A 14,489-nucleotide genomic window follows, 5' to 3' on the forward strand; every position below is an offset into this window, starting at 1 on the left:
GTGGGGCCTGTTCGCCGTTGGCGTCTTGCGGTCGCATCGCGACTCGGGGCAGGGTGGTTAGCGGTGCTAGTTTTTGGGATCCCGGAGGCTGTTCTGTATGTCTGCGTCCTCGAAGTTGCCCCCCTTCGACCCCGCCGATCCCCTCGGTCTCGACGAGCTGCTCGAGCCCGAGGACCGGGCCGTCCGGGACACCGTGCGGGCGTGGGCCGCGGATCGGGTGCTGCCGTATGTCGCCGAGTGGTACGAGCGCGGCGAGCTGCCGGTCATCCGGGAGCTCGCCCTCGAGCTCGGCGGGATCGGGGCGCTCGGGATGTCGCTCAGCGGCTACGGATGCGCGGGCGCCAGTGCCGTGCAGTACGGGCTCGCCTGCCTCGAACTCGAGGCCGCCGACTCCGGGATCCGTTCCCTCGTCTCCGTGCAGGGATCCCTCGCCATGTACGCCGTCCATCGCTTCGGCAGCGAGGAGCAGAAGCAGGCCTGGCTGCCGAGGATGGCCGCCGGCGAGGTCATCGGGTGCTTCGGGCTTACCGAACCCGACCATGGGTCCGACCCGGCCGCCATGCGGACGTACGCCAAGCGCGACGGCTCCGACTGGGTGATCGGCGGGCGCAAGATGTGGATCACCAACGGGTCGGTCGCCGGGGTGGCCGTCGTCTGGGCGCAGAGCGAGGACGGGATCCGGGGGTTCGTCGTCCCGACCGACAGCCCTGGGTTCTCCGCCCCGGAGATCAAGCACAAGTGGTCCCTGCGGGCCAGCGTGACCAGCGAACTCGTGCTCGACGACGTGCGGCTGCCCGCCGACGCCGTGCTGCCGGAGGTCACCGGGCTGCGGGGCCCGCTCAGCTGTCTGTCCCACGCCCGCTACGGCATCGTGTGGGGCGCGATGGGCGCTGCGCGGTCGTGTTTCGAGACCGCCGTCGAGTACGCGAAGACCAGGGAGCAGTTCGGGCGGCCCATCGGGGGCTTCCAGCTCACCCAGGCCAAGCTCGCCGACATGGCGGTCGAGCTGCACAAGGGGCTTCTGCTCGCCCATCATCTGGGGCGGCGGATGGACGCCGGCCGCCTGCGTCCCGAGCAGGTCAGCTTCGGCAAGCTCAACAACGTACGGGAAGCGATCGAGATCTGCCGGACCGCCCGCACGATCCTCGGGGCCAACGGGATCTCGCTCGAGTACCCCGTCATGCGGCACGCGACCAACCTGGAGTCGGTCCTCACCTATGAAGGCACCGTCGAGATGCACCAGCTCGTGCTGGGCAAGGCGCTCACCGGACTCGACGCCTTCCGCTGACCCCCGGAGGGGGCAGGGCCGGCGAGCGGCCCTGCCTCAGCTCTGGTTGAAGAAACCGTCCGCCCGACGCGCGGACGGGTCGCCGTTCACGATCTCCGTGTTGGCGGGGGTCAGCAGGAACACCCGGGTGGACACCCGCTCGATCGAACCCCGCAGGCCGAAGATCAGCCCGGCCGCGAAGTCGACGACGCGCTTGGCGTCGCCGGCCTCCATGGCCGTGAGGTTCACGATGACCGGCACACCTTCGCGGAACAGCTCACCGATCGCCCGCGCGTCCCGGAAGCTGTCCGGGGTCACGGTGCCGATCCGTCGGCCCTTCTCCTCGGCCGTGTCCGCGGCGACCTTGACGCGGGGGTCGGTGACCCAGGCCTCTCCGGAGTCGGTCCCCTCGGAATAGTCGTCGTCGTAGTAACGCTCGTCATCGTTGTCGTCGACGAGGCCAAGCCAGGCACTCGCCTTGCGCACCGATCCCATGGACGCCTCCTCTCACAGCGGTCTTTCTGCTTTCCGCATTCCCCATGGTCGTCCATGATGCGGATGTCGCGCCAAGTGGATAGACGCCGCGCGGGGGGTTTGTGACGGTACTGGTGCACAGCGAATCCGTACAGAGCCCGCGCCCCCCAAGGGTCCTACCGCATACGGCTGCTGACTGTGAGTGAAATATGATTCTTCGTGGCGGATGGGTGACGCTCGGTGCGTCCGGGTGAACCGAGACGTTCACTCCGGCATGACAATCGGTCGATAACATGCGCCAGCTCAATGTCCCAAGGACGACGGGGGTTGTCGTGTTCGGAATCGTCAGGCCATGCAGTCACCGGCTCGGTGAGGGTCTCAAGACGCAGTGGATGGCGCACCTGTGCGGGCTGTGTCTCGCGCTGCGCGGTGATCACGGGCAGTTCGCCCGGGTCGTCACCAACTATGACGGGTTGCTCATATCGGTTCTGACAGAGGCTCAGGCCGAGCGGGTCACGGCCGGCGGGTGGCGGCGGACGGCGGGACCGTGCCCGTTGCGCGGGATGCGCACCGCGTCCGTCGCGCAGGGGGAGGGCGCGCGGCTCGCGGCCGCCGTCTCGCTGGTGCTCGCCTCCGCCAAGGTCCGCGACCACGTCGCCGACGGGGACGGGCTGCTGGCGCGGCGGCCGGTCTCCGTCGCCGCGCGCCGGGTCGCCGCGAGCTGGGGGCGGGCCGGGGAACGCGGCGGGGCCGCCGTCGGATTCGACACCGCGGTCCTCGTCGACGCCGTGGACCGGCAGGTCGGCATCGAGGCGCTCGCCGGACCGGGCACCTCGCTGCTGACCGTCACCGAGCCGACCGAGACCGCCACCGCCGCGGCCTTCGCACACACCGCGGTCCTGGCGGGCAGGGAGGGCAACGCCGCGCCGCTCGCCGAGGCGGGCAGGCTCTTCGGCCGGCTGGCCCATCTGCTGGACGCGGTCGAGGATCGGCAGGCCGACGCGGCGAACGGCGCCTGGAACCCGCTGACGGCCACGGGCACCCCGCTCACCGAGGCCCGGCGGCTCGCCGACGACGCGCTGCACGGGATCCGGCTCGCCCTGAAGGACGCCTCGTTCGTGGACGGCAAGCTGGTGCATCTGCTGCTCGCGCACGAACTGGAGCGGTCGGTCGACCGGGCGTTCGGGACGCAGAGCTGCGGGCACGCCCACGGCCCGGAGGGCGGGCACGGGCCGCAGGGCGCGTTCGGGCCGCCGACCGGCCCCTACGCCCCGCAGGGCCCGGTGGATCCGAACGCGCCCGCCGACCCCGGCAACCCGTACGGCAACCCTTACGGGGGCGAGCCGCCGCGACCCGACAAACGGGGCTTCCTGGCCGGCTGCGCGGTCGCGATCGGGCTGTGCTGCACCTGCAAGGCGTGCTGCGCCGACGAGTTCGAGGGGCCCTGGTCGAGGAAGAAGCGCGAAGGCTGGTGCAGCAACTGCGACTGCGATTGCTGCGACTGCTGTGACGGGTGCGAGTGCTGTGAGTGCTGCTCCTGCTGCGACTGCTCCTGCTGACGAGACGTCACCTGCCGTGTGCGGCTGCTCATCGTCCGTGGCGGGCGGGCGCCACGGTGAGCGGTGAGCACCCCGGGGACGTATCTCCCGGAGAGGATGCGGACGCGGAGGCTCGAAAGGATCAGTGATCATGCCCGGGCGTTCTGACAAAACCGTGCCGCTCGCCGTGAAGATCGTGGTGAGCGGCGGGCTCGGCGTGGGCAAGACCACCTTCATCAGAGCCGTCTCCGAGATCGAGCCGCTCGACACGGAGGCGGCCATCACCCAGGTGTCGGTCGGGGTCGACTCGCTCGAGGGCGTGGAGTCCAAGACGACCACCACGGTCGCCCTCGACTTCGGCCGGATCAGGGTCGATCCGACCATCGCGCTGTATCTGTTCGGCACGCCCGGACAGAGCCGGTTCTCGTTCCTCTGGGACGACCTGGTGGAAGGGGCGCTCGGGACGGTCGTCCTCGTGGACACCCGGCGGATGGAGGAGTGCTTCCCGGCCGTCGACTACTTCGAGACCCGGGGCCAGCCCTTCATCCTTGCCGTGAACCGCTTCGACGGGGCCGAGCGGTTCGAACTGAAGGACGTCCGGGAGGCGTTGGGGCTGAGCGTCGACGTGCCGGTGCTGGAGTGCGACGCGCGTGAGCGTGACTCCGTGCGGGATGTGCTGGGGGCGTTGATGGACCGGGTGATCGGGTTTCGGGCCGCCGCCAGGCGGAAGGCGGTCGGGGTGCGCTGATCGCTGTGAAGGGTGCGCGAGACGAGGGGGCGCGCGGGTGTGCGTGAAGGCTGGACCGGGTGCGGGGAAGAGCACGAGAAGGGCGCCCCGGGAACCGGGGGCCGCAGTGGGTCAGCTCAACAGGAACAGGACCACACGCGACCGAAGTCGATGTGGGAGCGGGTGACCAGCCACTGCTGCGGATGCATGGGCCAAGTGGAACAGGTCTCCGGTTTTGCGTCAACCGACGTGAGACGTACGGCTCACAGTGTGGACGGCCTTGACAGCCGGGGGAAACGCCCGCGTACTCTCACCGGACGGCCCTGCTGAGGGGCTCGGCCGTTTCCGGTGCGTGAAGGCACCCCCCGTGTCCAACCCAGCTGTCACGGAGCCTTCGCATGTCTTCCGAAACCCTCACTCCCGAATCCCCTGCCACCCTCGTGATCGTCGGGGGCGGGCCGCGGGGTACCGGTCTCATCGAGCGGATCGCCGCCAACGCGCCCGAGCTGTACGCCGGTTCGGGTCTCGACATCCACCTCGTCGACCCGCATCCGCCGGGCGCCGGCCGTATCTGGCGGGCCGCCCAGTCGCCGCTGCTGTGGATGAACTCGCACGCCGAGGACGTCACCATGTTCACCGACGAGACGGTGCAGATGGACGGCCCCGTGCGGCCCGGCCCCACCCTGCACGAGTGGGCCGGCATCGACGGGCGCACCTTCGCCGACCGGCGGATCCAGGGCGCCTATCTGCGCTGGGTGCACGAGCGGGCCGTCGCCGCGCTGCCCCCGGACATCACCGTCCACCACCATCCGCGGCGCGCGCTGCGGGTGAGCGGCTCCCGCGAGGGGCGCCAGCAGGTGTGGCTGGAGGGCCGGGACCGGCCCCTGCTCGCCGACCTCGTCGTCCTCGCCCAAGGCCACCTCGACGCCGAACTCGACGACGAGCAGCGCGAGTTGGCGGCCTATGCGCGCGAGCACGGGCTCGTCCACCTCCCGCCGGACTTCACCGCCGACAGCGATCTGTCCGCGCTCCCGGCCGGCGAACCCGTCCTGGTGCGCGGCTTCGGGCTCGCCTTCGTCGACCTGATGGCGCTCCTCACCGAAGGGCGCGGCGGACGGTACGAGGGGGACACGTACGTGCCCTCGGGGCGGGAGCCGGTGCTGTACGTCGGCTCCCGGCGCGGAGTGCCGTACCACTCGAAGATCGGCTACGACTGGACCGGCGAGCGGCCGCCGCTGCCCCGGTTCCTGGGACCCGCCGAGATCGACGGACTGCTCGCGCGGCCCGAGGGCTTCGACTTCCGGCGGGACGTGTGGCCTCTGGTGGAGAAGGAGCTGGGCTTCGCCCACTACCACCGCCTGTTCACCGTCCACGCCGAGCGGACCGCGATCGCCTGGACCGACTTCGAGGAGAAGTACGCGGCCGCCTCCGAGGGGGCCGAGCGCGAGGCGCTGGTGGCGTCCGCCGTGCCCGACCCCCGTGACCGGCTCGACCTGACCGCCCTCGACCGACCGCTGGACGGGGTGACGTACGGGTCCTTCGAGGAGTTCCAGGAGGGCCTGCGCGGATATGTCGAGGACGATCTGGGCCGCCGTCACAATGCCGCCCACAGTCCTGACCTGGCCGTTTTCCTGGGACTGCTGTCCGTCTACGGGCAACTGATCCGGCTGGGGAACATCGGCTCCTCGTGGCACGGGTTCTTCAGCTACCTCGCCTCCGGGCCGCCCGGCCCCCGGCTGCGGCAACTGCTCGCCCTGTCCCGGGCGGGACTGCTCAAGTTCGTCGGCGCCGACATGGCCGTACGCGCCGAGGACGGGGTGTTCCGGGCGTCCGGGGCGACCGTGCCGGGGTTCTCGGTCGAGGCGCGGGCGCTGGTCGAGGCCCGGCTGCCGGAGCCGACGCTCCGGCGCGCCCTCGACCCGCTGCTGCGCGAGCTGCACACCGACGGCGCCGACGAGACCCCGGACGGGCTGTTGCGGGTGGACCGCGCCGACGGCCGGATCCTGGACCGGGCCGGACTGCCGCACCCACGGCGCTTCGCGCTCGGCCCGCACACCGACGGCCGTACGCCCGGGGCGTTCACCCGGCCGCGCACGGGAGGCCCCGCGTTCCGGCAGAACGACGCGACCGCGCGGGCCGCCCTGGTGTTCCTGCGGGACCTGGGCGCCGACGCCGTCGGGTGAGCCGGTCGAGCACTGCGCAGCGGCACCGCGTCCCGTGTCAGAGAAAGGGTTCTTCCCGATGACCTCATCGCCCGGCCGGGGCCTGCTGCACCTGGCCGCCGCAGTCGACCGGCCCGGGGTGCGCGACACCGGCCCCTACGTCGAGCTGGCGCGACTCGCCGAGCGCGGCGGGCTCGACTTCGTGACGCTGGACGACGACGCCTTCGCGGGGCCCGGACCGGACGCGCCGGCCGTGCTGTCCCGGGTGGCGCCCGCCACGCACCGCGTCGGACTGGTGCCGAGGTTCACCACCGCCGACGCGGTGGCCGACCTCGACCGGGTCAGCGGAGGCAGGGCCGGATGGCGGATCGGCGGGAATGCCGTCTCCGCCGCCGAGAGCCCTTCCCCGGTGTCCGGACCTCCGCAGGGACGACCCGTGTGCGTCGTCGACGCCGTCGAGGGACCGGCCCTGTCCGTCGCCGCGCGCCGGGCCGACGTGGCACTCGTCCGGGTGGCGGACTGCGCGCAGGCCCGTGCCGTCAGCCACCGACTGCGTTCCGAGGCGGCCCGGTCGGGACGCGACCCCAACAGCCTGCGGGTCCTGGCGAGTCTGCTGATCGACCTCGGCGACGGCGAGCACGCCGCCGAACGCGGCCACGGCGGAGGCGGCCCCCGGCAGACCGCACAGGGCCCGCTCTACCGGGGCGGCCCCGTCGACCTCGCCGACCTGATCGCGTCCTGGCGGCAGGACGGCGAGGTCGACGGCTTCCACCTCATCCCCGTGGAACCGCGCCGCGACCTGGAACGGCTGGTCAACGGCACGGTGGCGCTCCTTCAGCACCGCGGTATGTTCCGCACCTTCTATCCGGGCAGCACACTCCGCGAGCACCTGGGGCTGCCGCCCCGGGCCGCCGACCGCCCGACGATCCGGACGGTCGACTTCCGGACACCCCCGGGACCCGGGTGACGGAAGAGGACGGCACCGCACTCCGGCGCACCCGACGCGGACGGATGCACAGCCGTCGACCTCCACCGTCCGTACTGCCTCCGTGCGCCTTTGCCGACGGTTTCGGCTGCCCCGGGCCGTCGCCGGGGAACACATGTCACGTGGCGGTCGAGGCAGGGGAGCGCAACCTGGTCTGAGCTGGGGCAAGAGGGCTGCGAGAGGGTTCAACTCGCGCAGTTCGATCGACGTCTGACGGCCGAAAGGCGCTCTTGCGCCGACCGGCCGTTCGGCCGAATACTCCCCCTCAGCGCTTGTCAGGGTCACGGCGTGTCCGATTTTTCGGGCGAACGTCGGTCCTGGCTGCGCCTCACGGGCCCCGACCCCACACGACGGGCCCCCGACTTCCCCTGGGAGGGAACGAAACGTGAGGATCAAGCGCACCACCCCCACCACCCCCATGAGCGGTATCTCGAGACGGATGCGGCTGACCGCGGTCGCCACCGGACTCGTGGCCGCTGCCGCCATCGCGATCCCCAACGCGAACGCGGCGGACAACGCCACCTTCAGCACGGCCGAGCTGAAGAGCGCCAGCAGCTCGGTGCTCCAGGCGGACATCGCGGGCACAGCCTGGGCGGTCGACGCCAAGACCAACCGCGTCGTGGTCACCGTCGACAGCACGGTCTCGCAGGCCGAGATCGCGCAGATCAAGGAGCAGGCGGGCAGCAACGCCGGCGCGCTCACGATCAAGCACACGCCGGGCAAGTTCAACAAGCTGATCACCGGCGGCGACGCCATCTACGGCGGCGGCTACCGCTGCTCGCTCGGCTTCAACGTCGTCAGCGGCAGCACCTACTACTTCCTCACCGCCGGCCACTGCGGCGAGGTCGCGTCGACCTGGTACTCCAACTCCGGGCAGACGACCACGCTCGGCACGAACGTCAGCTACAGCTTCCCGACCAACGACTACGCGCTGGTCCGCTACACCAACACCTCGGTCACCAAGACCGGCGGTGCGGGCAACACGGACATCACCAGCTCGGGCACGCCCAGCGTCGGCACCACGGTCTACCGTGACGGCTCGACCACCGGCATCCACAGCGGCCGGGTCACCGCGCTGAACGCGACCGTGAACTACGGCAGCGGCGACATCGTCTACGGCATGATCCAGACCAACGTCTGCGCCGAGGGCGGCGACTCCGGCGGTCCGCTGTACTCGACCAGCGGCATCGCCTACGGTCTGACCTCCGGCGGCAGCGGCAACTGCACCTCCGGCGGCACGACCTTCTTCCAGCCGGTGGCCGAGGCGCTGAGCGCGTACGGGGTGAGCGTCTTCTAGCCCGTCCGGGTCCCGCAGCACGAGCTCTCGCACCACGAGTTCTCGCACCACGAGCCCCCGCGCGCGAACCGGCGTGCGGGGGCTCGCCCTTGCCCGGAACCCGGAGTTACCGTCGTGGTACGTCAAGTGCTTCGGGAAGTTCGGGAAGCGTTTCGGACCCTTGGGGGCCGGCATGGTCGAGGAACTGTTGGCGGCGGGAGTCACGCTCGTGGCCGCCGGGGCGGTGTACGTGACGGCGGCGGCGCGGGTCGTCAAACAGTACGAGCGGGGCGTGGTCTTCCGCCTCGGAAAACTCCGGTCCGAGGTGCGCGAGCCGGGTCTGACCCTGATCGTTCCGGGCATCGACCGGCTCCGGAAGGTCAATATGCAGATCGTCACGATGCCGGTGCCGGGGCAGGAGGGCATCACCCGGGACAACGTCACCGTGCGGGTGGACGCCGTCGTCTACTTCAAGGTGACCGCGCCGGCCGAGGCGGTGGTGCGGGTGGAGGACTACCGGTTCGCCGTCTCGCAGATGGCGCAGACCTCCCTGCGGTCCATCATCGGCAAGAGCGAGCTGGACGATCTGCTGTCCGACCGCGAAAAGCTCAACCAGGGACTGGAGTTGATGATCGACAGCCCGGCCGTGGAGTGGGGCGTCACGATCGACCGGGTCGAGATCAAGGACGTCTCCCTGCCGGAGACGATGAAGCGGTCCATGGCCCGGCAGGCCGAGGCCGACCGTGAGCGGCGGGCCAGGATCATCAACGCCGACGCCGAGCTGCAGGCGTCGAAGAAGCTCGCCGAGGCGGCGAAGGAGATGTCCGAGCAGCCCGCCGCGCTCCAACTGCGGCTGCTGCAGACGGTGGTGGCGGTCGCCGCCGAGAAGAACTCCACGCTGGTGCTGCCGTTCCCGGTGGAGCTGCTGAGGTTCCTGGAACGGGCCCAGCAACCGCCGGCGGCGCCTGCGCCTGCGCCTGCTCCCGTGCCCGCGTCTGCTCCCGTGCCGGAGGCGAAGTCGAAGTCGATCGAGGAGTAGGGCAGGCCCGCGCGATTTTGCGTATGCACAGCATCGCTGTCCGGACAAGGTGGTGAAGAAGCGGAGGGCGCGCGGTGCCCACCTTGTGCGCGTCCCGAAGGCGACCTTGTGTGCTCCCTGTGCGGTTCGGAAGAGTGAGCGCCCGTCAACCAGGGCAAGTCCCGGCCTTCCGGCCCGCCGCGGTCCCCCACGGCCGCCGGGCCGACCCCCACAGGAGGACGCGAGTTGAAGCATCGACGCATACCCGGGCGACGGGCGGTCATGACGGGCGCGGGCATCGCCGCGCTCGTCGCGGCCGGAGTCACCTTCCAGACTGCGAACGCCAGCGAGTCCGCGAAGACCCCGCAGCCGACCACCCTCTCGGCCCTCGCGGCCGGACAGCTCGCCTCGACGCTCGGCGAGGACCTCGGCGCCGACGCGGCGGGCACGTACTACGACGCGAAGAGCAGGAGTCTCGTGGTGAACGTCCTCGACGAGGCCGCCGCGAAGGCCGTCGAGGCGGCCGGGGCCAAGGCCAGACTCGTCGAGAACTCCCTCGCCGAACTGACCGGCGCGCAGGCGACGCTCAAGGCGGACGCGGCCATCCCGGGCACCGCCTGGGTGACCGACCCGACCGCCAACAAGGTCGTCGTCACCGCCGACCGCACCGTCTCCGACGCCGAGTGGGCCAAGCTCGCCAAGGTCGTCGACGGGCTCGGCAGGACGGCTGAACTCCAGCGAACCAAGGGGGAGTTCAAGCCCCTCATCGCCGGCGGCGACGCCATCACCGGCGGCGGCGGGCGCTGTTCGCTCGGCTTCAACGTGGTCAAGGGCGGCGAGCCGTACTTCCTGACCGCCGGGCACTGCACCGAGGCCATCTCCACCTGGTCGGACTCCTCCGGCGCCGCGATCGGCGCCAACGAGGTCTCCAGCTTCCCGGGCGACGACTACGGCCTCGTCAAGTACACCGCCGACGTCGACCACCCGAGCGAGGTCGACCTCTACGACGGCTCCGCGCAGGCGATCACCGGCGCCGCGGAGGCCACCGTCGGCATGAAGGTCACCCGCAGCGGCTCGACCACCCGGGTGCACTCCGGCACGGTCACCGGTCTGGACGCGACCGTGAACTACGGCAACGGAGACATCGTCGACGGTCTCGTCCAGACCGACGTCTGCGCCGAGCCCGGCGACAGCGGCGGCTCCCTCTTCTCGGGCAGCAGCGCCGTCGGCCTGACCTCGGGCGGCAGCGGCGACTGCGCCTCCGGCGGGGAGACGTTCTTCCAGCCGGTCACGGAGGCGCTGTCGGCCACGGGGACGCAGATCGGCTGACCCGCCCGACGCTTGTGGAGGTCCCGCCCCGCGCGTGAGGGGCGGGACCTCATGCGTGCGCTACGGGGTGGTCGCGGGGGCGTCGGCGCCGGCGGTCTGTGTCATGTCCCCACGGTCCGGCCGTCGGGTGTTTCCGCAGGTGGGAGGCGTCCGAACGGCTGTCGTACATATGTTCGGGATTTGGTCTATGGTGGGGGTGAGCGAGTTGGGAACTGATGTTCGATATCGGAGGGGTGGATGCCAGGGTTCACGCATCTGCACACCGTCTCCGGGTTCTCCCTGCGTTACGGCGCCTCGCACCCGGACCGGCTGGCCGAGCGCGCCTCGGAGCGGGGCATGGACGCCCTCGCCCTCACCGACCGCGACACCCTCGCCGGCACGGTCCGCTTCGCCAAGGCCTGTGCGAAGGAGGGCGTGCGCCCGCTGTTCGGGGTGGACCTGGCGGTGGCGGCGCGGTTGCGGGAGGGGAGCGACGTACGGCGGGACCGACGCCGCACCCCCGTGCGCGGCGGCGCCTTCGTCGACGAGTCGACACCCCGCGTCACCTTCCTCGCCCGCGACGGCGCCCGGGGCTGGGCCGACCTGTGCCGGATCGTCACGGCCGCGCACGCGGGCGGGGCGGACGTCCCGGTGCTGCCCTGGGCCGGAAACCACGGGGACGGCCTGACCGTCCTGCTCGGCCCCGCCTCCGACGTCGGCCGTGCGCTCGCCGCGGGCCGGCCGGACCGGGCCGCGAGGCTCCTCGCCCCCTGGCGGGAGGTGTACGGCGACGCCCTGCGGCTGGAGGCCGTCTGGCACGGGCGCACCGGCACCGGACCCGGTTCCCTGCGGCTGGCCGCCCGTACCGTCGGCTTCGCCGCCGAACAGCGGATCCGGCCCGTGCTCAGCAACGCCGTCCGGTACGCCGACCCCGGCCAGGGCCCGGTCGCGGACGTCCTGGACGCCGCTCGCCGGCTCGTCCCCATCGACCCGGCCAAGGAACTGGACTCGGGCGAGGCCTGGCTCAAGGGCGCGGACGTCATGCTCGGGGCGGCGGAGCGGATCGTGGAGGCCGCCGGCTTCCGGCGCACCGCCGCCCACCACCTGCTGGAGCAGACCCGGACGGCCGCCGCCGAATGCCTGGTCGACCCCGAGGACGACCTCGGCATGGGCGCCGTCCACTTCCCGGAGCCGCACCTCGTCGGAGCCGGCCGCCGCACCGCCCAGCGGGCGCTGGCCTCACGGGCGTCGGCGGGGATGGTGCTGCGCGGCTACGACCGCTCCTCGCGGGCGCGGCACTACTGGGAACGGATGCACCGCGAACTCGACATCATCGCCCACCACGGCTTCGCCTCCTACTTCCTGACGGTCGCTCAGGTCGTGGACGACGTACGGGACATGGGCATCCGGGTCGCCGCGCGCGGCTCGGGCGCGGGGTCCCTCGTCAACCACCTCCTCGGCATCGCCCACGCCGACCCCGTCGAGCACGGGCTGCTGATGGAGCGCTTCCTGTCCAAGGAGCGGGTGGTGCTGCCCGACATCGACATCGACGTGGAGTCCGCGCGCCGGCTGGAGGTGTACCGCGCGATCATCGGCCGCTTCGGCGTCGAGCGGGTCGCGACGGTCGCGATGCCGGAGACGTACCGCGTCCGCCATGCCGTCCGGGACGTCGGCGCGGCCCTGTCCATGGACCCCGCCGAGATCGACCGCGTCGCCAAGTCCTTCCCGCACATCCGGGCCCGCGATGCCCGGGCGGCCCTGGCGGAGCTGCCCGAACTGCGCGCGCTGGCAGGGGAGAAGGAGCGCTACGGACGGCTGTGGGAGCTGGTCGAGGCCCTCGACGCCCTCCCGCGCGGAGTCGCCATGCACCCGTGCGGGGTCCTGCTCTCCGACGCCTCCCTGCTCTCCCGTACGCCGGTCATGCCGACCAGCGGCGAGGGGTTCCCCATGGCCCAGTTCGACAAGGACGACGTCGAGGACCTCGGGCTGCTCAAGCTGGACGTGCTGGGCGTGCGGATGCAGTCGGCGATGGCGCACGCGGTGGCGGAGGTGGCGCGGGCGACGGGCGAGCGGATCGACCTGGACGCGGTCGAGGGCGGTGACCCGGCGACGTATCGGCTCATCCGTTCCGCCGAGACGCTGGGCTGTTTCCAGATCGAGTCGCCCGGCCAGCGGGATCTGGTGGGGCGGTTGCAGCCGGCCACCTTCCACGACATGGTCGTGGACATCTCCCTGTTCCGGCCGGGGCCGGTCGCCGCCGACATGGTGCGGCCGTTCATCGAGGCGCGGCACGGGCGGGCGCCGATCCGGTATCCGCACCCGGACCTGGAGGAGCCGCTGCGGGACACCTACGGGGTCGTCGTCTTCCACGAGCAGATCATCGACATCGTCGCGATCATGACCGGCTGCGGACGCGGCGAGGCGGACCGGGTGCGGCGCGGGCTGTCCGACCCGGAGTCGCAGGGGCGGATCAGGGTGTGGTTCGCGCAGCACGCGGCGGCGAGGGGGTATGGGGCAGAAACGATTCAGCGGACCTGGGGGATCGTCGAGGCCTTCGGCTCGTACGGCTTCTGCAAGGCGCATGCGGTCGCGTTCGCCGTCCCGACGTACCAGTCGGCGTGGCTGAAGGCGCACCACCCGGCCGCCTTCTACGCCGGGCTGCTCACGCACGACCCCGGGATGTATCCGAAGCGGCTGCTGCTGGCGGACGCGCGGCGGCGCGGGGTGCCGATCCTGCCGTTGGACGTGAACCGGTCGGGGGTCGCCCACCGTATCGAACTGGTGTCTGAATCCGGGGTCTGGGGGCTGCGGTTGGCCCTCTCCGACGTGCACGGCATCAGCGAGGCCGAGGCGGCGCGGGTCGCGGACGGGCAGCCGTACGCCTCGCTGCTCGACTTCTGGGAACGGGCGCGGCCGAGCCGTCCGCTCGCCGGGCGGCTCGCGCAGGTCGGCGCGTTGGACGCCTTCGGTGCCAACCGGCGTGATCTGCAACTGCACTTGACCGAGCTGCACCGGGGGGCGCGAGGTGCGGGCGGCGGCCAACTCCCCCTGGCGGGCGGGCGGCAGACGGCTCCCGCCGGGCTGCCGGACCTGTCCTCCGCCGAGCGGCTCAGCGCCGAGCTGGGCGTGCTCTCCATGGACGCCTCGCGCAATCTGATGGACGACCACCGGGCCTTCCTCGACGAGCTGGGCGTGGTCTCGGCACGACGGCTGCGGGACGCCCGGCACGGGGAGACGGTGCTGGTCGCCGGCGCCAAGGCGGCCACCCAGACGCCGCCGATCCGGTCCGGCAAACGGGTCATCTTCAGCACCCTGGACGACGGCACGGGCCTGGTCGACCTCGCCTTCTTCGACGACTCCCACGACGCCTGCGCCCACACCGTCTTCCACTCCTGGCTGCTGCTGGTGCGCGGGGTGGTGCAGCGGCGCGGCCCGCGCAGCCTCAGCGTGGTGGGCGCGGCGGCCTGGAACCTCGCCGATCTCGTCGAACTGCGCGCCGAGGGCGGACTCGACGAGGTGGCGACCCGCCTTGCGGCGCCGACGCGGGAGGCGATGCCCGCGGCGATGCCCGTGGAGGTGCCCGCACCCGTGGCGGAGGGGTCCGGTGATCCGGTGGAGGGCGGCGATCCGGCAGGGGGCGGGGGTGATCGGGCGGGGAGCGGTGGCCGGACGGGGGACCGCGATCGGAGGGGGAACGGTGACCGGGCTGGGGGCCGTGGCCCGGTGGGGGGCGT

The 14,489-nt window shown here is 71.9% G+C and carries 11 protein-coding genes and 1 pseudogene; 10 read left to right on the plus strand and 2 right to left on the minus strand.

Translation table 11 applies throughout. The annotated features are described in order from the left end of the window. The first annotated feature begins 97 nt into the window (after positions 1-97). On the plus strand, positions 98-1,288 hold the full coding sequence (locus ABZ725_RS33595; RefSeq protein ID WP_358806263.1) for an acyl-CoA dehydrogenase family protein: 1,191 nt from the start codon (positions 98-100) through the stop codon (positions 1,286-1,288). Between the two features lie 36 nt (positions 1,289-1,324). On the opposite strand, the gene ABZ725_RS33600 is transcribed toward ABZ725_RS33595, so the two are convergent. Beyond that, entirely contained in the window at positions 1,325-1,762 is a 438-nt protein-coding gene (locus tag ABZ725_RS33600; RefSeq protein ID WP_351915227.1) for a cell division protein SepF, read from the minus strand. 311 nt (positions 1,763-2,073) lie between these two features. Between ABZ725_RS33600 and ABZ725_RS33605 the strand changes: the two genes are divergently transcribed. The 8 genes from ABZ725_RS33605 (at position 2,074) to ABZ725_RS33640 (ending at position 10,776) form a co-directional block, all read left to right on the plus strand. Next, positions 2,074-3,300, plus strand: a complete 1,227-nt coding sequence (locus tag ABZ725_RS33605) for a DUF5685 family protein (RefSeq protein WP_358806264.1) — start codon at positions 2,074-2,076, stop codon at positions 3,298-3,300. A 130-nt stretch (positions 3,301-3,430) separates the two neighbouring features. Continuing rightward, a complete protein-coding gene (locus ABZ725_RS33610) occupies positions 3,431-4,027 on the plus strand; it encodes an ATP/GTP-binding protein (protein WP_351915223.1) in 597 nt (198 codons plus the stop codon). Positions 4,028-4,404: 377 nt separating this feature from the next. Further along, the gene (locus tag ABZ725_RS33615; RefSeq protein WP_358806265.1) at positions 4,405-6,189 is read left to right on the plus strand and encodes an FAD/NAD(P)-binding protein; all 1,785 of its coding nucleotides are present in this window, start codon (positions 4,405-4,407) and stop codon (positions 6,187-6,189) included. A gap of 58 nt (positions 6,190-6,247) precedes the next feature. Continuing rightward, positions 6,248-7,135, plus strand: coding sequence for an LLM class flavin-dependent oxidoreductase (locus ABZ725_RS33620; protein WP_358806266.1), 888 nt, complete (start codon positions 6,248-6,250; stop codon positions 7,133-7,135). 44 nt (positions 7,136-7,179) lie between these two features. Beyond that, the gene (locus ABZ725_RS33625) at positions 7,180-7,311 is read left to right on the plus strand and encodes a DUF1684 domain-containing protein (protein ID WP_358806419.1); all 132 of its coding nucleotides are present in this window, start codon (positions 7,180-7,182) and stop codon (positions 7,309-7,311) included. A 227-nt stretch (positions 7,312-7,538) separates the two neighbouring features. Then, positions 7,539-8,450: a S1 family peptidase gene (locus ABZ725_RS33630; protein ID WP_358806267.1), complete on the plus strand. Its 912-nt coding sequence runs from the start codon at positions 7,539-7,541 to the stop codon at positions 8,448-8,450. 172 nt (positions 8,451-8,622) lie between these two features. Next, a complete protein-coding gene (locus ABZ725_RS33635; RefSeq protein ID WP_358806268.1) occupies positions 8,623-9,468 on the plus strand; it encodes a slipin family protein in 846 nt (281 codons plus the stop codon). A gap of 225 nt (positions 9,469-9,693) precedes the next feature. Then, positions 9,694-10,776: a S1 family peptidase gene (locus ABZ725_RS33640; protein WP_358806269.1), complete on the plus strand. Its 1,083-nt coding sequence runs from the start codon at positions 9,694-9,696 to the stop codon at positions 10,774-10,776. Positions 10,777-10,877: 101 nt separating this feature from the next. On the opposite strand, the pseudogene ABZ725_RS33645 reads toward ABZ725_RS33640, so the two are convergent. After that, positions 10,878-10,949, minus strand: a pseudogene (locus ABZ725_RS33645) (hypothetical protein); the annotation flags it as partial. A gap of 64 nt (positions 10,950-11,013) precedes the next feature. Here ABZ725_RS33645 and ABZ725_RS33650 point away from each other — a divergent pair. Then, the coding region (locus ABZ725_RS33650; RefSeq protein WP_358806270.1) for a DNA polymerase III subunit alpha at positions 11,014-14,489 on the plus strand (3,476 nt) is incomplete at its 3' end.

This window comes from Streptomyces sp. NPDC006872, assembly GCF_040635845.1.
Lineage (GTDB): Bacteria > Actinomycetota > Actinomycetes > Streptomycetales > Streptomycetaceae > Streptomyces.

Bases quoted from the DNA above. Each gene is read 5' to 3' on its own strand.
- ABZ725_RS33625 (WP_358806419.1), top strand. From the start codon at position 7,180: ATGCACAGCCGTCGACCTCCACCGTCCGTACTGCCTCCGTGCGCCTTT.
- ABZ725_RS33600 (WP_351915227.1), bottom strand. From the start codon at position 1,762: ATGGGATCGGTGCGCAAGGCGAGTGCCTGGCTTGGCCTCGTCGACGAC.
- ABZ725_RS33595 (WP_358806263.1), top strand. From the start codon at position 98: ATGTCTGCGTCCTCGAAGTTGCCCCCCTTCGACCCCGCCGATCCCCTC.
- ABZ725_RS33610 (WP_351915223.1), top strand. From the start codon at position 3,431: ATGCCCGGGCGTTCTGACAAAACCGTGCCGCTCGCCGTGAAGATCGTG.
- ABZ725_RS33635 (WP_358806268.1), top strand. From the start codon at position 8,623: ATGGTCGAGGAACTGTTGGCGGCGGGAGTCACGCTCGTGGCCGCCGGG.
- ABZ725_RS33615 (WP_358806265.1), top strand. From the start codon at position 4,405: ATGTCTTCCGAAACCCTCACTCCCGAATCCCCTGCCACCCTCGTGATC.
- ABZ725_RS33620 (WP_358806266.1), top strand. From the start codon at position 6,248: ATGACCTCATCGCCCGGCCGGGGCCTGCTGCACCTGGCCGCCGCAGTC.